Origin of the sequence: Mucilaginibacter gynuensis (assembly GCF_039541195.1) — a bacterium.
Lineage (GTDB): Bacteria > Bacteroidota > Bacteroidia > Sphingobacteriales > Sphingobacteriaceae > Mucilaginibacter > Mucilaginibacter gynuensis.
Genome location: NZ_BAABFT010000001.1, coordinates 373,852 through 393,209, shown reverse-complemented (window position 1 = coordinate 393,209; position 19,358 = coordinate 373,852). Strand labels below are relative to the sequence as shown.

Sequence of the window (19,358 nt, the reverse complement as noted above, 5' to 3'; positions counted from 1 at the left end):
AATATGAAAAAACTTAACGAACTGCAGGACCTGATCATCGATGGCGTTAATCAGCTTAACTATCCCGATCAGCCCGCGGAACTCTACGAACCGATAAGGTATATCTTATCATTAGGCGGCAAGCGCCTGCGCCCGGCTTTGCTGCTGATGGCCTGTGACTTGTTTGGCGGCGATGTGGAAGCGGCCGTAAAACCGGCATTGGCCATTGAGGTTTTTCATAATTTTACGCTGATGCACGATGATATTATGGACAATGCACCATTACGCCGTGGCAATGTTACCGTGCACGAAAAGTGGAATACCAATATCGCCATACTCTCCGGCGATGTAATGATGGTAGAAGCCAACAAGCTGATGATGCTGGTGCAGGATAATATACTGCGGTCTGTTCTCGATATTTTTAACGAAACGGCACAGGGCGTGTGCGAAGGGCAGCAGTTTGATATGAACTTTGAGCAGGATGATCGGGTGAGTATAGATGAATACCTGAACATGATCCGTCTTAAAACCGCCGTACTGCTTGGCGGCGCGCTAAAAATTGGCGCGCTGATAGGAGGGGCCGACCAGGAAAATGCCGAAAAACTTTACCAGTTTGGTGTAAATCTGGGTGTAGCTTTCCAGCTACAGGATGACATTTTGGATGTGTACGGCGACCCGGAAAAATTTGGCAAACAAGTAGGTGGAGACATCATTTCCAATAAAAAAACTTACCTGCTTTTAAAAGCCCTCGAACTGGCCGATAGCGACCAAAAGCAACAATTACTACAGTGGATAGCTGCTACCGGCTTTAATACAACCGAAAAGGTAGCTGCCGTAACGGCTTTATACAACAGCATACAAGTAAGGCAACATGCCGAAACGGCCATGAATACCTACGCCGAAATAGCCTTCAAGGCATTGGATGCTATCACATTGCCTGAGGATCGCAAACAATACCTGCACAATTTTGCAGATGGTTTGATGGTGAGGGATTATTGAGGTTTTTCACGATTATCTTTAAGTCTTTAGTAAGACACATTCCAAGGGGATCTAAGGAATGATGATATTGGCTGCTGTTTAATTTGTCCAAACTTGCTGTTCAATATGTTATTGTATAGCAGGCAAGGTATATATAATTGGTTAGTAAAGGCTTCACGATTTTAACTATACTCCATCCGCGGCTCAAGCACTGGCCACGGATAGAGATATAGTAATGCTTTTAAAGGGTAGAAATAAAAAGCGCTTACGTGATGGGTTTAGGTATTACCACGGCAGTAAAGGTAGGGGGCCTACCCCATAAAAAACCACGTAGAAATACCTGTTTTTAAAATAGTTTTAACGGTTAAAAATGGGTGAAAACACGGTTTGCAAGCAGTTTTTGGTGTGTTTTGACTGGTAAATTATGGATAGTAAATATCTGCTTTTAGTGTTAAACTTTTGAAAGCCAGTTGATGAGCCTGCCAAAAAGAAATGAGAGGTTGTTTCACACCCCGCATTCGCTTAATTTGCCGATAAATATTTATAGGCACTTATATATTCTAAAATATTTATTGTTGTGCGGCATGTTCTGCCTTTACGGCTTTAAAATAGGCTATCAATTTTTCAATATTGTTAATGTTGAACTTGTTCTCGTGTATCCTGTCGACCACTTCGGGTTCATCGCCCATAATGTCGCTCATAATATCGATAAAGTTATTTGGGGTGAGTTGTACCAGTTCGGATGTGTTAGCGCCAAAGTAATAAGTGGCCTTGCCTTTACCGCCGCCGCCATTACCGCCAAATGATATGCCTACGCCGCCGCCTACGCCACCTCCGTAGCCGCCGCTACCTCCACCAATGCCACCTGAAAGTCCGGGACGAAATCCTCCGCCACCGCTGCTACCTCTGCCCAGGTATAGTTTAACCTCTTCGTTGAGTACTACCTTTACAAAATCAAGTTCTTTGCTTCCCCAGCTTTCGTTTTTTGGGGCATGGGCAACAACAAAGCTATCCTTACCCACCATAAACGAGCGCAGTTCACCCGCGCTTAATTTAATAGGGTTCATTTTTTCATCCTTTTTGAACTCGATAAAGCCTTCATCCTTAACAGGGCCTTTACCCGACGGATTAGGGCGGATAAAACCGGTTTCGGTATTGCCTTTAATATCGGTAAATACACCCGGCTGCCATTTTTGGGCTGTAGCCGTTAGTACAAAACAAATGCTTATAAATGATAGAATTGCTTTTTTCACTTTATTCAAATAATATAGTTAAACACAAATATGCTCTTTTTATTACGCTGATTGAGGGCATTATTTAAAAATGGTTTGGCTAAAATTGTTACATGGATAAAGCAACGTACCATTTTATGTAAGCCAATAAAAATTAGATTTGTGCCTTAAAATACTACTAAAATTAAAAACATGCAATTAACTGTCGATCTCCGCAGCGATACCGTAACTAAGCCTACACCCGGTATGCTCGATGCCATGATGAGCGCCCGTGTGGGTGACGATGTTTTTGGTGAGGATGAAACTATAAACGAACTGGAACAAAACGCTGCCGCCATATTCGGTATGGAAGCCGGTATCTTCTGTCCGTCGGGCACCATGACCAACCAGATCGCTATTAAATGTTTTACCCAACCGCTCGACGAACTTATTGCCGACCAAACCGCGCATGTGTACCGTTATGAGGGCGGCGGCATTGCTTTTAACTCGGGCGTATCCACGCGTTTGCTGAACGGCTACCGCGGGATATTAACGGCCGAAATGATAGAACCGGAGATCAACGCAGAAAACATCCACTTTCCGCATACCAGTTTAGTAGTGCTGGAAAACACGGTAAACAAGGGCGGGGGTAGCTGTTACACGCTCAATCATATCAAACCCATAGCGCAACTCTGCTCACAGAAAGGCCTTAAGCTACACTTGGATGGTGCCCGTATTTTTAATGCCTTAGCCCACACGGGCGATGCGGCTATTGATTATGGTAAGTATTTTAACGGTGTATCGGTATGTCTTTCAAAAGGACTGGGTGCGCCGGTAGGTTCGGTTTTACTGGCCGATAAAGAAACGATAAAGTACGCGCGCCGTATCCGTAAAGTATTAGGCGGAGGCATGCGCCAGGCGGGCTTTTTGGCAGCCGCAGGTATCTATGCGCTCGACCATCATGTGGAGCGACTGAAGATAGATCATGCACATGCGCAGATACTTGCCGATGAATTATCCAAACTGGAATGGGTAACAGGAGTAATGCCTACCGAAACCAATATCGTATTGTTTGATACCGTGCAACCTGCCGAACAGGTGCTTACTTCGCTAAAGGAGAAAGGCATACACGCCATGAGCACCGATAAGCACCGCATTCGTTTCGTAACCCATCTGGATGTGCATCCGCAAGGAGTGGAGTATGTGGTGGACGTTTTGAGGGATATTTGAGGAAGTCGGAAGTCCGAAAGTTGGCGTAAGTCCGGAAGCTTTTTAAAAGATTTGACAAAAACTTTCGGACTTACCGACTTAAGCTGACTTTCGGATTTTAAAATCAACTATTTTGCCTTTCAACCATCCAGCCCGGATATTCTTTTGGCAAGGCGCTTACCTCTTCAATTTTTTGAAGCTGTTCGGCGGTTAATTCCAACTCAACAGATTTAAGGTTATCCTTTAGCTGATCGATGTTTTTCGCGCCGATAATAGTGCTGGTTATACCTTTTTGCAAGCGTACCCAGGCCAAAGCAATTTGTGCCGGTGAGGCGTTGTGCTCTTTACCTACCGCGGTAATTACATCAATAATATCATAAGCCCGGTCTTTATTGATAGGAGGGAAATCGAAAGCATCACGGCGTGAGCCCGATTTATCACCATCGCGGGTGTATTTGCCCGATAGGAACCCTCCTGCTAAAGGACTCCATGGTAACACGGCCAGGTTTTGATCGGCAGCCAGCGGAAGTATTTCACGTTCAATATCCCGGCCTGATAACGAATAGAAATATTGCAAGCCTACAAACTTGTTCCAGCCATTACGTTCGGCTATTCCGGCAGCTTTCATCACCATCCAGGCGGGCCAGTTACAAACAGCAATGTAACGTACCTTTCCTGTTTGTACAACATCGTTAAGCGCACGCATGGTTTCTTCAATAGGGGTACGCAGGTCAACGCCATGTACGTATAGCAGATCGATATGGTCGAGTTGCAAACGCTTCAGGCTTTCATCAACCGAGTTAAATATATGATAGCGGGAAAGACCGGTATCGTTCAGTTTCTCGCTCATTTTTCCGCGTACTTTGGTAGCTATCACCAGCTCGTTACGGGCAATACCAATGTCTTTGATAGATTGGCCAAGCAAAGTTTCTGATTCGCCAAACGAATAAATGTTGGCCGTATCAATAAAGTTGATCCCCGAATCAATTACGGTTTTCATGAGGTCGTTAACTTCCTGTTGCTGAATTTTACCTATGGCTTCCCAATAACCGGTACCGCCAAAGGTCATGGTGCCGAAACAAATTTCAGATACCAGCAAGCCGGTGTTACCTAAAAGATTGTATTTCATAAATATGTGGTTTTTGTAAATGAATAACCAAAGTTTATCAATTGTTTAAACGCTATGGTCAGCAAAGGGTAAACATTCAAAGTAATGAGAGACGTTTTATCCGTAAGTAAAATACACGGTTTTGGTGCCATTATTTTTAGCGTAGATCAAAAACCGGCGGAAATTGCGAAAGTCTTGCCCCAGGTTATTGTCTATATAGCCATCGCCTGTGTCTTTGTCAAAATTAGCAAAGTAGGCATTATGGTTCAGCGTATCAGGGTTGCCGGGTTGTTGCTGTAATAATTCCGGCAGGTTTTTAATGGGCGAAAGCTTCTCTATCAGGTTATTGATAAGCAAAAGCATTGAGCTAATATTCCCTTTTAACTTTTCGCGGTTGGCTGTGTTATCGTCGATGATCTGTTTACGTTCTTCGTCGGTTTCAGTATGGCTTAGCATGAACTGCAATTGCTCGTCATCGCCATAATTGTTCATATCGTATATCGGCGTAATATCAATATCGGTAAGCCTGCCTATCTGATCGAGCTCCGGCTCGCCGCTGATCACATCCCTGCGCGAAATAAAATTGCAGAATGTACGGCTTAAACCATGCTGGTAAAAGTTGCGTTCTTCGGGGTCGTAATAAGTGGTATCAAATATTTCTTCGGGGTTGTTTACGTTGATCGAGATATCTAAGCCCATAATAAATACTTTTATTGTATTGCTAATATAGCGGCATTAAAACATTAATGGTGGTTGTGCTATTGTAATAATTACAATGAACCGATTATTAAAAAAACTTGAGAAGATTGGCCGCGATCCTAAATCAACAGCCAAAGCGGTTGGGCTGCGCTATGTGGCCGATACCACACCCGGTTATACCCGTAAAAAAGCTGGAAAAGGCTGGAGCTTTTACGATGCCGAAGGCAAACTGGTAAAGGATAAAGAACTGGTAACCCGCTTTACCAAACTGGTGATTCCGCCGGCTTACACCAATGTTTGGATCTCACCTTATGAGAACGGGCACCTGCAATTTACCGGTATAGATGTAGCAGGTCGAAAACAATACCGCTACCATGCCGATTGGAACAAGATCCGTAATCAATCAAAATATCACCGGTTGCAAACCTTCGCATCGCACCTCCCTGCCATACGCGAACAGGTTGATAAGGATTTGCTGCGCCGTAACCTCGATTTTCCGAAAGTGGTTGCATTGGTAGTACGCTTAATGGAGTTAACCAGCATACGTGTAGGTAATGAATCGTATAAAAAGCTGTATGGTTCATTCGGCTTAACCACCTTGCAGGATAAGCATGTGAAAATTGAAGGCTCCGATATGAAGTTTGAGTTTAAAGGTAAAAAAGGCGTATACCAAAAAATAGCTCTCCATAGTAAAAAGCTGGCCCGTTTGGTAAAACAATGCCGCGATATACCGGGGAAAGAATTATTCCAGTTTTATAATGATGCTAACGAACGCTGTACCATAGGTTCGGGCGATATCAATAACTACTTAAAAGAAATAACCGGTGAAGATTTTACCGCGAAAGATTTTCGTACCTGGGCAGGCAGTGTGAGTGCCCTGTATGCCTTTAAGGCAGCCGGGGAATTTGAAACCATAACCGAATGCCGTAAAAAGATAGTGAGCGTGCTGGATGAAGTTGCCCTTAATTTAGGTAATACCCGTACCGTTTGTAAAAAATACTATGTGCACCCTACGGTGATAAAAAGTTACGAAGAAGGCCACATATTTAAATACATTAAAGACCTGGATGAAACTAAGGATGTAAAAGCATCAGAGCTTAACACAGCCGAAAAAGCGCTCATCAGTATCCTCGAAAATGAAAAGCTGGCCGAAGCGAGCTGAGATGGTCATTGGTCATTAGGTCAATGGTCATTACTCAGAGTTTTTTCATATATAACTAATTAATGATTATTGTTTAGCTAATTTGGTCGTCGATTAATCACTTGCAACTAACAACTCACCACTCACTACATCACTCATTCAATAATTCACTAATTAAAGCTGATGGCTGCAATCACTACGGTAATAACAGGGGCAACTTCGGGTATAGGTAAAGAAACGGCCATTGCTTTGGCTAAAAAGAAGCACGCCTTATACCTGTTGGTGAGGGATGTTGCCAAAGGGGAGATGTTGGTTAAACAGCTAACAGTCGAAACGGGCAACCACGAAATTTATGTGGTATATTGTAATCTGACCGATCTGCAAAGTGTATACAAAGCAGCTGAAACTTTAAAGAGTAAGCTGTTTGCTATCAATGTGCTGATCAATAATGCTGGTGGTATTTTTGCGGAATTCGGGTTAAGTACGGATGGTTATGAGTTGACCTTCGCTGCTAATCATTTAGGTCATTTTGTACTGACCAATGCCTTGTTGCCCTTGTTAGAACGCGGACAAGCCCGTGTGATCAACGTAAGTTCGGAAGGGCATAAAATAGGGCGACCGGCCTTTGATGAACTGCACGGGATTAAAAAGTATTCATCAATGCATGCTTATGCCAATGCTAAGCTGTACAATATATTTTTCACAAAATCACTTGCCGAAAAATTCGGCGGCAAGGGTATCACCTCATTCGCGCTGCACCCCGGTGTAGTTAAAAGTAATTTTTGGGATGGCATTAGCTGGAAAGGTGTCACCGGTTTTATGAAACTGCTGATGACACTGGTTCGCCCGTTTATGATATCGGCAGAAAAAGGTGCTCTAACTACCATTTACCTTGCCACGCAAAATGGTTTACATACTAAAAGCGGGCAGTACTTTAATAAATGTCGTGTGGCAAAAACGTCGGCTATGGCCAATGATGTTGCTGCTCGCGAAGCGTTGTGGAACCTTAGTCAGAAGGCTTACGATAAATTGCTTTCTGTAACATTAGTGAAACAAGCAGAAAAATAGTCAGCCTTTTGTAAACATTTTGAAAGGGATATTTATATTTACTTCATTAATCCCCAAATATGTTATTTAATAAAAAAACGTTTGCCACAATTGGTTTATCATGTGCCGTTGTTTTGTCGTCAATGGCTTCGCTTAAATCAGCCCCTGAACCTGAAGAGAAGAAGTTTAAGAACCTGAAAGTGCTGCCGAAAAATATTTCAGAGGATGCCATGCACGAGGTAATGGAAGAGTGGGAGCACGCGCTGGGTGTACGCTGCGGTTTTTGCCACACCCGTAACGAGGAAACTAAAAAAATGGATTGGGCAAGTGATGCCAAGCCCGAAAAAGAAATGGCTCGTAAAATGTTTAAAATGACAGCCATGCTTAATAAAAAATATTTCGCGGCCAAAAAAGATTCGTTAGGTATGATAGCCGAAACCGGTGTAAACTGTAACAGTTGCCACCAGGGCACCGAGCACCCCGAGCCTAAAAAAGCCCACGTGGAAGAAAAGCATTAATCGAAACCAGTTTTATTATAAAGGCACAAGAAATTGTGCCTTTACTGTTTAAGTCAAAAATGGGAACTCAGAAGTGTGAGCGTCGCTATGCAATGACACGTATTTGACACCATTTGCATGGTTATTGCTTACCTTTATAATACTAAGAAAAAATATATATGAGTACTGAAAAAGCTATTTTAGCTGGTGGTTGTTTTTGGGGAGTAGAAGAACTATTCAGACATCAGCCGGGTGTTATTTCAACTGTGGTTGGTTACACCGGTGGCGATGTTGCTAACGCGACTTACCGCAATCACGGAACACACGCGGAAGGTATAGAGATCGTATTTGATCCTTCTGTTTTATCTTACCGAGGATTATTGGAATATTTCTTCCAAATTCACGATCCTACAACACGCAACAGGCAGGGTAATGATATAGGCACATCGTACCGTTCGGCCATATTCTATTTTGATGAAGCGCAACGCGAAACAGGCAATACATTAATTGCAGAGATGGAAGCATCGGGCAAATGGCCCGGTAAAATAGTAACCGAGGTTGTACCGGCTACCGATTTCTGGAACGCCGAAGCAGAACACCAGGATTACCTTCAGAAAAATCCTTATGGCTACACCTGCCACTTTGAAAGGCCTGATTGGAAGTTGAGTTAATAAAGATCAGTATAAGTGATCTTATTCTGCAGAATTTAACCGCAGAGGATATTGAGTTGAATCGCAGAGTACAGGGAGGTTTCTATATAATTTGTATCTCTCCGTACTCTGCGTATTAACTCTGCATCTCAGCGGTAAAAAACAGTAGAACAAAGCTTCACTTCCGCTTACTCATCGACGGAGGTGCATCTTCAGGTTTGCTGCCCCAGCTCGGGTTAGGTTGCGGGCCCATGGTTAATACCAATTTGCCGCCGTCAACCAGTTCGGAATGGTAGAACCAGGGTTTGTTCAGCGGCTTGCCATCCAGCGTGGCCGATTGTATGTAGCGGTTAGTATCAGATACATTTGGGGCTTCAATAGTGAACGTTTTGCCTGAATAATAAGCCGGATCAAGCATGATAACGGTTTTGGCAAAGAGCGGGCTGCCAATTTCATAGAATGGTTTTATCGAAGCGCCGCCATTGGTTTCAAACAAACCCATCGCGCTCATTACATACCATGCACCCATCTGGCCTTCATCCTCATCGCCCAGCCAGCCGTAATAGGGGCTATCGCCATAATATTTATTCATGATCTCGCGTGCCCATTTTTGTGTAAGCCATGGCTTGCCCGAATAGTTGAACAGGTAAGCCGCCTGCATATTGGGTTGGTTGCCGTGGTTAATCGGCACCCTGTCGTAAATGTCGGCATCGGCATTAAAGTTAAATTTAGATGATTTTTCAAAACCCTCATTCAGGCGGTTATTAAACTCATCCTTGCCTACTAAATTAATGATCTGCTGCACGTCGTGCGGGTTGAAAAAGGTATACTGCCAAGCGTTACCTTCCAAATAACCCGACTTATCAAATGAGGTACAGCAATAAGGGGTCCAATCCTTTACCCATGTACCGTCCTTGTGTTTCATGCGGATGTACTTGGTTTCCTTATCAAACACATTATTATAGTTTGCGGCACGTTTTATAAAGGTTTTGTACTCCTTATCGTGCCCCAATGCTTTGGCCATTTGGGCTACACACCAGTCATCGTAAGCATATTCAAGTGTGTTTGAAACTTGCCCGAGTTCATCAGGAACAAAGCCCAGTTTCATATAAGCATTCAAAAATTTATTGCCTGCGAAGCCTCCGCAAGGGTGGTTAATGCCTTCTACCGTTTGGTTATGCAGCATTGCCTTAAAAGCGGTATCGGCATTATAATTACGAATGCCTTTCATATAGGCGCTCACTATTAAGGGTATCTCGTGCGATGCTTCCATAATGCCCGAATACTCTATCCCGGCCGGGCCCTTGGGCAGCCAACCGCCATATTTATATATCTCTAAAAGTGATTTCACCCAGTTATCAGCCAGATCTGGGTTTACCAGCGTCCATAATTGGTTAAGGTTCCAAAAAGTGTTCCACAGCGCATCCGAGCCATATACCGGCGATTGCGGGTCTTTCAGCTGTCTTACATTTTCGCACACATCAACATATTTACCGTTAACATCGCTCCAGGTAGTGCGTGCGCAATAGGAGCGGTAAAGGTTGCTGTAAAACTTTTTCATGTTTATGTCTGTACCGCCTTCTACCTTTATTTTACTTAATAAGGAGTTCCAGGTATCGCGGCCATGTTTGCGCACCGCGTCGAAATCCCAGTTAAAGGGATTCATTTCCGTTTCGAGGTTCATTCGAGCTTGCTCAATACTTACCAATGAAATACCTGTTTGCAGCATAATCACTTCGCCTTTGGCTGCATCAAAATCGGCATAAGCGCCAATATGGCCTTTACCGGCAATATCGCTGATGTTGCTTTTTACATCCTTGCCTTGCCAGCCACCAAAGCTTTTCATGGGTTTATTAAACCGGGCTACAAAATGTACAGTATATTCATTAAAGCCTGTTTTCTGCTTTGAGTAACCTTCAATTTCCTTATCGGTCACCTTGGTTATTTTAGCATCGAGTATCTCGTAAGCGTATTCGGCAGGGATATCCAGATCGAACAAAATATGCGCGTCCTGCGCTTCAGGGTAGGTGAGCCTGAAAAAACCCGCGCGGGTAGTAGCTGTAATTTCTGTGCGGATGTTGCCATTTAATAAGGTAACCGCGTAGTAACCGGGAGTGGCCACTTCGGTAGCTTTATCAACCCGCGAGCGGTAACCGGTCGTCCAGCCCGTAGTGGCGCCATCTGCCGGTCCTTGTACTACGTTAAGCGGACCAACAGTTGGCATTACCGAAAGCCCGGCCATTGTCCACGAGTGGATATGGCTGAAGCCGCCTACGTTACCAAGGGTGTACTCATAACCGCCTTTCCATACACCGCCCTGGTTATCCGGACTAAGCTGCACCATACCAAAGGGCATGGTAGCACCCGGATTCAGCATCCAGCGCGATTCGGATGTACCCAGTAGCGGGTCGGCATAATCAACGGGTTCTTTTTGCTGCGCCATGGCAGGCATCACCGTAATACTCCACAGCAATGCGACGATACATTTGAGTGTTTGGTTCATAAGATAGATTATTTGGCGATGCAATATAGTATATATGTATGTACATTTAAAAGGGGTTTTGATATTTTTTTAAGATGGGTTTCACCGCAGAGGAAACAGAGTATTTTGCGCGGAGTACGCAGAGATTATATAATTTGCATTTATTATATGAATTAATGCTATCAAAAGGCTCACAATTCTACTCAAGTCATACACTCTGCGTAAAACTCCGTTATCTCAGCGGTTAAAAAACATCGTTCATCCCAAATAAATTCCTATTTTTGCAGGATAATTTTACAGATCGCATTAGTAGGCGATCTACTATAAGTAATACATTTTAAACAATAAATCATAGTTGTAGATGATTAACATTACACTTCCTGATGGTTCCGTTCGTCAGTACGACAAGGGAATCTCTTCCATGCAGATCGCGCAGTCGATCTCCGAAGGTTTAGCACGTAACGTATTAGCAGCCGAAGTTGACGGCCAGGTTTGGGATGCCAGCAGGCCCATTGAAAAGGATAGCGCAGTAAAGCTGCTTACCTGGAACGATGCGCAAGGCAAATCTACCTTTTGGCATTCATCGGCCCACTTAATGGCCGAGGCGCTTGAAGCCCTTTATCCGGGTACTAAATTCGGTATCGGTCCGGCTATTGAAACCGGCTTTTATTACGATGTTGACTTTGGCGACCGTGAATTTTCATCCGAAGAATTTAAAAAGATCGAGGATAAGATGATCGAGCTGGCAAAGGCCAAATCGGAGTTTATTCGTAAACCGGTTAGCAAAGCCGATGCTATTGAGTACTTCACCGAAAAGGATGATGAGTACAAGCTCGACCTGATCAAAGACCTGCCCGATGGTTCAATTACCTTCTATTCGCAAGGTAACTTTACCGATCTGTGCCGTGGTCCGCATATACCTAATACCGGTTTTGTAAAGGCTGTAAAGCTGATGAGCGTTGCGGGGGCATACTGGCGCGGCGATGAAAGCCGTAAACAGTTAACCCGTATTTATGGTGTTACTTTTACTAAAGCCAGCGAACTTACAGAATATCTGCATTTACTGGAGGAAGCTAAAAAACGCGACCATCGTAAGTTGGGTAAAGAACTGGAGTTGTTCGCTTTTTCAGAAAAAGTAGGCATGGGCTTGCCATTGTGGTTGCCTAAAGGTGCCGCCCTGCGCGAAAAACTGGTTAACTTTTTACAAAAAGCACAGTCAAAAGCCGGTTACGAGCAGGTAATTACTCCGCATATCGGTCATAAAAACTTGTATGTAACATCAGGTCACTATGAAAAATATGGTGCCGATTCGTTCCAGCCGATAAAAACTCCGCAGGAAGGAGAGGAGTTCTTCCTGAAACCGATGAACTGCCCGCACCACTGCGAGATCTATAAAACAAAACCACGTTCCTATAAAGATCTTCCGGTTCGTTTTGCAGAGTTCGGTACTGTTTACCGTTACGAACAAAGCGGTGAGCTACACGGCTTAACAAGGGTACGCGGCTTTACACAAGATGACGCGCACTTATTTTGCCGTCCCGATCAGGTAAAAGAAGAGTTTAAAAAGGTGATCGATCTTGTATTATACGTATTTGGCGCGTTGGGTTTTGATGATTATACCGCGCAGGTATCATTACGCGACCCGGAAAATAAAGCTAAATATATAGGTACTGACGAAAACTGGGCATTAGCTGAATCGGCTATTATTGAAGCCGCTGCTGAAAAAGGTTTACCTACTGTGGTAGAAACAGGTGAAGCCGCGTTTTACGGACCGAAGCTTGACTTTATGGTGAAAGATGCCCTTGGCCGTAAATGGCAACTGGGTACTATCCAGGTAGATTATAACCTGCCCGAGCGCTTTGAGCTGGAGTATACAGGCAGCGATAATATGAAGCACCGCCCGGTGATGATACACCGTGCGCCGTTTGGTTCTTTAGAGCGTTTTGTGGCCGTATTGATTGAGCATTGTGCAGGTAATTTCCCGCTATGGTTATCGCCGGAACAGTATATCATTTTGCCGATATCAGAAAAATACGAAGAATATGCAAAAAAACTTTCTGATGTGTTAAAAGATTCCGATATTTGCGGGCTAATTGACTTCAGGGACGAAAAAATAGGAAGAAAAATTCGTGACGCTGAGGTTAAAAAGATCCCTTATATGCTCATAGTTGGCGAAAAAGAGGCCGCAGAAGGTGTGGTTTCGGTTCGTAGGCATGGAAAAGGTGATTTAGGAAGCATGAGCATTGAGGATTTTAAACAACAGATAACTAAAGAAATAACAGTATAACTTGGCATTAAACAGACCTTATAACAGAGGACCCAGGCCTCCCTTTAAGAAAAAGGAAGCCGAACATAACATCAATCAATTCATCAAAGCTCCGGAAGTACGCCTTGTAGGCGACAACGTTGAGCAAGGTATATTCTCACTAAGGGATGCGCTGGCAATTGCTGCCGAGCAGGAATTAGACCTGGTGGAGATATCACCTAATGCTGTACCTCCGGTTTGTAAAGTAACTGACTACAATAAGTTCATTTACGAACAGAAGAAAAAGCTGAAGGAGATTAAAAGCAATGCCAAGCAAACGGTTATCAAGGAGATCAGGTTCGGACCGAATACTGATGACCATGACTTTGAGTTTAAACTGAAGCATGCCATTAAGTTTTTGGAAGCCAACGAAAAGGTGAGGGCTTACGTACACTTTAAAGGCCGTGCCATTGTATACAAAGAGCAAGGCGAAATACTACTGCTTAAATTTGCACAGGCGCTTGAAGAAGTAGGTAAAGTAGAGCAATTACCTAAATTGGAAGGTAAACGGATGTTTTTAACCGTTGCCCCTAAAGGTGGTAAAAAGTAAATTGCTTGATGTGCAGATGCGTGGATATGCAGATGTACTGATGGTAAAAATGAAATAAGTTCGAGATCGAAAATTTGATATTCGGAATAAAAATAAAACGTTGCGAAAACGTCTAAACACAAATAAATAATAGTTATGCCAAAAATGAAAACCAATTCCAGTGCTAAAAAGCGCTTCAAGCTTACTGGAACAGGTAAAATTGCAAGAAAAAACGCATACAAAAGCCACATCTTAACCAAGATGTCAACTAAACGTAAGCGTAACTTAGGTCAGACCAGCTTAGTATCTGATGCTGACACCGGTAACGTAAAGCGTATGCTTTGTATCGGTAAGTAATTAAACAAATTTTTAACCAGGTATTAGAGTATTAAAGATCACCGTAAAGGGGCACTCACTACCAAAAACATCAAAAGATGCCACGTTCAGTAAACGCAGTAGCGTCGAGAAGACGCCGAAAAAAAATCATGAACCTCGCCAAAGGTTATTGGGGTTCTCGTAGCAAGGTATATACCGTTGCTAAAAACACAGTTGAAAAAGGTTTACAGTATGCTTACCGCGACCGTAAAACCAAGAAAAGAGAATTCAGAGCCCTTTGGATACAACGTATCAACGCAGGTGCCCGTCAACACGGTATTTCTTACTCTCAATTAATAGGTAAATTAGCCGCTAAAGAAATTGGTTTGAACCGTAAGGTATTAGCTGATTTAGCGATGAACAACCCTGATGCTTTCAAAGCTATCGTTGATGCAGTAAAATAATATCAGCATATTATTTAAAGAAGAACCCGCCCACAAGCGGGTTTTTCTGTTTTAAGGGTATTTGGCTTTTTAATCTTCCAAAATATTAATAATCAATATTCTGTTATGAGTTTTATTCTCATACTATTGTGCCTTTAATAATTTGTTAGTGTTTATGCTGAAAAATAAATAACTGATAATCAGTAGTTAAGTTATTTTCAGTAGTAGCTTGTATCAACAAATGCATTTTATTATTCATATTTAGAATAGTAGATCATATTAGCCCCTAAATAATGAATCTAAACCCAGATGCGCTGAGCAAAATTGATGATTTTGCTCCTTATGCCGAGTTAATGCCCTGTGTAGTAATGATTCACCAAATAGGCGAGTTCAACCTTGTTTACATGACCAGTAACGGACTTAAACTATTAGGCGTTACCTTGCTTGAATTGCAGGAAATGGGAGCGGGCTACTATCCTCGTTTCTTTAATATGGAATACATGGAAGGTTTGTTACCTAAAATGGATGCTTTGCTTCGTAATAACAGTACCGAAGATAGCTTTTCCTATTTTCAGCAGGTAAAATTACAGGGAAAAACTGATTGGACATGGCATATCACCTCCACCCGTATCTTTATGTGGGACGAAGCCGGTAATCCCACTTTAACCATTACAACAGCGGTGCCTATTGAACGTATGAAGTATGTGGAAGCCAAGGCCGAGAAGATATTGAACGAAAACCTGTTTCTTCGCCGCAACCTTGAGGCTTTTTCAACGCTGGGTAAACGCGAAAAAACAGTATTGAAACTGGTAGCTACCGGCAAATCATCACCCGAAATTGCCGATGAGCTATTTATATCGGCAGAAACCGTTCAAACTCATCGCCGTAATATTAAAATAAAACTGGGGATATCAAATGTAATGGAGTTTGCAGAATACGCGCGGGCTTTTGATTTAATATAAAAAAAGCATGAACGTATTAACGCCCATGCTTTTTGATATGATGATATTCTTTATTACGAGATCACTATAAATGTTTCTTCGCCCTCACCATTAATAGTGCGGGGTTCGTTATCGATATCCATATACTGTTTAAAGTTTTGTACATCGGTATTTACCATGTTCTTAAATACAGGGTTTAATACATGGGCTATACTTGCGCCAAAGCCGCCTGCCGGTGGTTGGTATGATATAACCACATCAACCAGTGTGCCGCCATCTTCAGTATCACGGAAACGAACCTTGCCTGCGTTATCAATAATTGAATCGGGCAACGAGCTCCAGCCGATCATATAACCCGGCTCATCTTTAACAATTTCAGCATCCCAGCTAACGCGGGCCACATTGGTTGGTAATTTCAACACCCAGTGCGAACGTTTGTCGTCCAGCACTTCAACACTTTCAAGGTGTTTCATAAATAGCGGCAGATTATCCAGCTTACGCCAAAAATCGTATACCTCATAACGAGGCTTGGCTACTGTAAACGATGAACGTATATTGATGTTCACGGCATCATCAGTAGTGGTTTTGCCAATTTTGGTATATAATTCGCAATGGCCTGTAACACCACGGGTTAACAGGTAGCCGCCTGCACCAATTTTCAAGATACTTGAAAATGGCGATTTAAATAGGTTTTTAAAACCCGAAAGACCCAGTTTTATACCACTTGCGATGGATATATATCGCTCGGGCCAGTTCAAATTTATAGGTTCATCGGTTGATGGGCCTTTGTAACGGTCGGTTACTGTTAGTGCTGTCGTTGTCATAATTTGTTACTTTAGGTAGTATATAATTAAAACAGCATACAAGGCGATGGGTTTTCTTTAAATGAAAATAATATAACCTTACTTATAAAGTAAAGCATATTGATAATCAATTATCCAATAAGCGGCGATGGTAGTTTATCTGCCCTAAGTGGTAGCCTAAATGCATAGCCAGGTGAACAAAAAAGTATTCGGTCGAAACGTCTTTTAAATGTATCTCGGCCGGATATTTTTCATTCAATTGCTCTTCCGAGATCATCTCGAAGGTATTCGCAATCATGATGATCGTTTGTTCTACCTTATCCACCAGTTCCGCGCGCGGCACATCTTTCAGCGCAAATTCATCCACACGGTTCCTCACATAACCCGTTTTGCCAAATTCCGCGCCTATGTAAGTGTTTAGGTTACCAACCAAATGCAAACAAAGGTTACCGGCAGTATTTAATATACTCTTTTCAATATACCATATCTTGTCCTCATTTTGGTAAGCCTCTATCTCTTGCTTTAGCTTTTCAAGGTCGCGGATGAACAATTTTTTCAGCGTGTCTTTTATCATATATCTATTATATGGCTTGTTTTAGTTAACTAATAACAATGCAAGATTGTTATTTTCTATCTTACTGTTGGTATTGCAATTTAAACTTTACGTGATTTTTAGTAAACAATATTGATTTACCAATGCATATTGTACTTTTACAAATGCTTTGGTTTTGGCATGCGCACATTTGCATGCTAAATTAAAAGGGAATACAGTGTAAATCTGTAACTGTCCCGCAGCTGTAAGCTCCGTTAAATTATTGCCCTGTTCAAATATGGTCACTGTTTGTAAGCAAACGGGAAGGCCGGGTAAAAGAGGAGCATAGTCAGAAGACCTGCCATAGCACAATACTTATTCGAAGCTTTCGGGGATTGAAGCTTGAATGCGCGTAGCGGCTTTTAAAGCCTGTACCTGCTATTTTTTATCCCCATAATAAATTTGTCGCCAATTGAAAAGCACGGTGTATATCTGTAAACAAATACGGTTATCTAAATGGGTAGCCCTGTTACTGGTATTGTACGGTGCCGATAGTTACGCGCAAACAGATACCACTAAAAATCTAAAGGAAGTAAAGATCAATTCATCCGCGGCGCCCAAAGTACAAACATTTAGCCCGGCGCAGCAGGTAACCGCTGCCGACTTTAAAAGGTACAGTGCCTTTAACGTTGCCGATGCCGTACGCAATTTTGCAGGAGTAAATGTGCGCGATTATGGGGGTATAGGCGGCTTAAAAACAGTATCGGTACGGAGCATGGGTGCTAATCACACTGCTGTGCTGTACGATGGCGTTCAACTTACCGATGCGCAAAACGGACAAATAGACCTCGGTAAATTCAACCTGAATAACGTACAGGAAATAGCCTTGTACAATGCCCAGCCACCTGAAATTTGCATGACTGCCCGCGCTTTCGCTTCGGCGAGTGTGTTGAGCATTAAAACGGTAAGACCAGGGTTATCTGTCGATAAACCCTACCAGGTACAGTTGGGATTAAAAGGAGGGAGTTTCGGGTTGATCAATCCTTACTTACAGTGGCAGCAGCGGATAAGTGATGACTGGTCGTTCATTGTTAACAGCTACTATCAAAAAGCCAACGGGCGTTATAAGTTTAAGGTTGATGATGATGCTTCAGATACTTTGGCAATTCGTAAAAACAGCGATATAGCCATACATCAAGTTGACGGCGCTTTGTATTGGGCAAAATCAGACAGCAACCGTTTCCATATCCAGTTCAATTATTATAATAGCGAACGCGGTTTGCCCGGCGCGTTTATCTATTACGTAAACAACTCGTATCAGCGTTTGCGTAACGAGGATGTATTTGTACAGGCGGGGTACGAGCGTGTTTTTACCAATGGCTTTCATTTGTTGTTAAACACAAAAGCTTCACGTGGTTATCAGCATTACCTCGATACTTCTTTTGTGAATACCAAAGGCGAGTTAAGCGAACACTACACGCAGCGTGAAATTTACCAGTCGGTATCATTAGCATACCGGATATTGCCGGAGTGGGAAGTTTCCTATTCCTCGGATGGATCTGTGGCCGATCTTAAATCGGACGTTTATGCCTATGCCTTTCCAACTCAATTGCAGTTATACAATGTATTGGCTACTGATGTAACGTTAGGTAAGTGGCATTTGCAGGGCAATGTGTTGCACCGCTACATCGGTCAATCGGTTAAGGAAGGCAAGGCTCCGCCATCGCGGTCGGCTTTTTTGCCAACGGTGATGTTATCGGTACAACCCTTTAATAAGCAAAACCTGCAATTGAGGGCATTTTATAAACGGATATTCCGTAACCCTACTTTCTCCGAAGAATATTATTACACTACGCTACCCAGGGTCATCAAGCCCGAATACACCAACCAGTACAACTTTGGTTTTACGTATAGTAAGGTGGTGAACAGCCTGATTGATTATGTAACCTTTACTGCCGATGCTTATTACAACAATATAACAGATAAGATCATTTACCTGCCGGGGCGTTCGGCCGAAATACCGGCGGTGATCAATTTGGGCAAGGTGGATATCAAAGGACTGGATGTTAACCTTAAAAGTCAGCTAAACCTCGCGCAAAATTGCAAGGGTATTTTCTCGGTTGCGTATACCTATCAACGTGCTCAAAACGTAACCAATCCGTCTGAGCGTATCTATCTCGATCAAATTCCGTATACACCAAAACATTTACTTTCGGCAAATGCGGGAGTGTTGTATAATAAGCTGGGAGTATATTATAATCACACATTTTCGTCGGTAAGGTATACCAGTAATAACATTCCCGAATACATGATACCTGCTTACAATATCAGTGATGCATCGGTAGTGTATAATTTTACTTATGGCAAATTACCGGTATCCTTATCTGCCGAAGCCAATAATTTATTTAACAAAAACTATTCGGTTATAAAGTATTATCCAATGCCGGGGCGGTCGTTCAGGCTTACGTTTCAATTAACAATTTAATTCA

At 42.7% G+C, this 19,358-nt stretch carries 18 protein-coding genes and 1 riboswitch; of the genes, 12 read left to right on the top strand and 6 right to left on the bottom strand.

Annotation, left to right across the window (positions count from 1 at the left end; genetic code table 11):
* The first annotated feature begins 3 nt into the window (after nt 1–3).
* On the top strand, nt 4–978 hold the full coding sequence (locus ABD894_RS01665) for a polyprenyl synthetase family protein (protein ID WP_345209238.1): 975 nt from the start codon (nt 4–6) through the stop codon (nt 976–978).
* A gap of 548 nt (nt 979–1,526) precedes the next feature.
* On the opposite strand, the gene ABD894_RS01660 is transcribed toward ABD894_RS01665, so the two are convergent.
* A complete protein-coding gene (locus tag ABD894_RS01660; protein WP_345209237.1) occupies nt 1,527–2,210 on the bottom strand; it encodes a hypothetical protein in 684 nt (227 codons plus the stop codon).
* 171 nt (nt 2,211–2,381) lie between these two features.
* On the opposite strand from ABD894_RS01660, the gene ABD894_RS01655 reads away from it, so the two are divergent.
* Nucleotides 2,382–3,398: a threonine aldolase family protein gene (locus ABD894_RS01655; protein ID WP_345209236.1), complete on the top strand. Its 1,017-nt coding sequence runs from the start codon at nt 2,382–2,384 to the stop codon at nt 3,396–3,398.
* 103 nt (nt 3,399–3,501) lie between these two features.
* Here the strand turns inward: ABD894_RS01655 and ABD894_RS01650 are convergent, their stop codons facing one another.
* Complete coding sequence (locus ABD894_RS01650; RefSeq protein ID WP_345209235.1) at nt 3,502–4,506, bottom strand: aldo/keto reductase; 1,005 nt, start codon at nt 4,504–4,506, stop codon at nt 3,502–3,504.
* A 96-nt stretch (nt 4,507–4,602) separates the two neighbouring features.
* Nucleotides 4,603–5,184, bottom strand: a complete 582-nt coding sequence (locus ABD894_RS01645; RefSeq protein WP_345209234.1) for a hypothetical protein — start codon at nt 5,182–5,184, stop codon at nt 4,603–4,605.
* A 76-nt stretch (nt 5,185–5,260) separates the two neighbouring features.
* Between ABD894_RS01645 and ABD894_RS01640 the strand changes: the two genes are divergently transcribed.
* The 4 genes from ABD894_RS01640 (at nt 5,261) to msrA (ending at nt 8,540) form a co-directional block, all read left to right on the top strand.
* Nucleotides 5,261–6,346, top strand: a complete 1,086-nt coding sequence (locus ABD894_RS01640) for a DNA topoisomerase IB (protein ID WP_345209233.1) — start codon at nt 5,261–5,263, stop codon at nt 6,344–6,346.
* 162 nt (nt 6,347–6,508) lie between these two features.
* The gene (locus ABD894_RS01635; RefSeq protein WP_345209232.1) at nt 6,509–7,393 is read left to right on the top strand and encodes an SDR family NAD(P)-dependent oxidoreductase; all 885 of its coding nucleotides are present in this window, start codon (nt 6,509–6,511) and stop codon (nt 7,391–7,393) included.
* A gap of 59 nt (nt 7,394–7,452) precedes the next feature.
* Nucleotides 7,453–7,890, top strand: coding sequence for a c-type cytochrome (locus tag ABD894_RS01630; RefSeq protein ID WP_345209231.1), 438 nt, complete (start codon nt 7,453–7,455; stop codon nt 7,888–7,890).
* Nucleotides 7,891–8,048: 158 nt separating this feature from the next.
* Nucleotides 8,049–8,540, top strand: a complete 492-nt coding sequence (gene msrA, locus ABD894_RS01625) for a peptide-methionine (S)-S-oxide reductase MsrA (RefSeq protein WP_345209230.1) — start codon at nt 8,049–8,051, stop codon at nt 8,538–8,540.
* 157 nt (nt 8,541–8,697) lie between these two features.
* Here msrA and ABD894_RS01620 read toward each other — a convergent pair whose 3' ends face one another.
* Nucleotides 8,698–11,022: a GH92 family glycosyl hydrolase gene (locus tag ABD894_RS01620; RefSeq protein ID WP_345209229.1), complete on the bottom strand. Its 2,325-nt coding sequence runs from the start codon at nt 11,020–11,022 to the stop codon at nt 8,698–8,700.
* A 340-nt stretch (nt 11,023–11,362) separates the two neighbouring features.
* Between ABD894_RS01620 and thrS the strand changes: the two genes are divergently transcribed.
* The 5 genes from thrS (at nt 11,363) to ABD894_RS01595 (ending at nt 15,555) form a co-directional block, all read left to right on the top strand.
* Nucleotides 11,363–13,288, top strand: coding sequence for a threonine--tRNA ligase (thrS, locus tag ABD894_RS01615; protein WP_345209228.1), 1,926 nt, complete (start codon nt 11,363–11,365; stop codon nt 13,286–13,288).
* Between the two features lies 1 nt (nt 13,289).
* Entirely contained in the window at nt 13,290–13,856 is a 567-nt protein-coding gene (gene infC, locus ABD894_RS01610) for a translation initiation factor IF-3 (protein WP_345209227.1), read from the top strand.
* 135 nt (nt 13,857–13,991) lie between these two features.
* On the top strand, nt 13,992–14,192 hold the full coding sequence (gene rpmI, locus ABD894_RS01605) for a 50S ribosomal protein L35 (protein WP_114003955.1): 201 nt from the start codon (nt 13,992–13,994) through the stop codon (nt 14,190–14,192).
* A 77-nt stretch (nt 14,193–14,269) separates the two neighbouring features.
* A complete protein-coding gene (gene rplT / locus ABD894_RS01600; protein WP_345209226.1) occupies nt 14,270–14,614 on the top strand; it encodes a 50S ribosomal protein L20 in 345 nt (114 codons plus the stop codon).
* Nucleotides 14,615–14,886: 272 nt separating this feature from the next.
* Nucleotides 14,887–15,555, top strand: coding sequence for a response regulator transcription factor (locus ABD894_RS01595; protein ID WP_345209225.1), 669 nt, complete (start codon nt 14,887–14,889; stop codon nt 15,553–15,555).
* Between the two features lie 53 nt (nt 15,556–15,608).
* Here the strand turns inward: ABD894_RS01595 and ABD894_RS01590 are convergent, their stop codons facing one another.
* Nucleotides 15,609–16,358, bottom strand: coding sequence for an SRPBCC family protein (locus tag ABD894_RS01590; RefSeq protein ID WP_345209224.1), 750 nt, complete (start codon nt 16,356–16,358; stop codon nt 15,609–15,611).
* 106 nt (nt 16,359–16,464) lie between these two features.
* On the bottom strand, nt 16,465–16,911 hold the full coding sequence (locus ABD894_RS01585; RefSeq protein ID WP_345209223.1) for a DUF1572 family protein: 447 nt from the start codon (nt 16,909–16,911) through the stop codon (nt 16,465–16,467).
* Between the two features lie 132 nt (nt 16,912–17,043).
* A riboswitch (cobalamin riboswitch) is annotated at nt 17,044–17,249 on the top strand.
* A gap of 92 nt (nt 17,250–17,341) precedes the next feature.
* Here ABD894_RS01585 and ABD894_RS01580 point away from each other — a divergent pair.
* Entirely contained in the window at nt 17,342–19,354 is a 2,013-nt protein-coding gene (locus tag ABD894_RS01580) for a TonB-dependent receptor plug domain-containing protein (RefSeq protein WP_345209222.1), read from the top strand.
* Nucleotides 19,355–19,358: the final 4 nt, after the last annotated feature.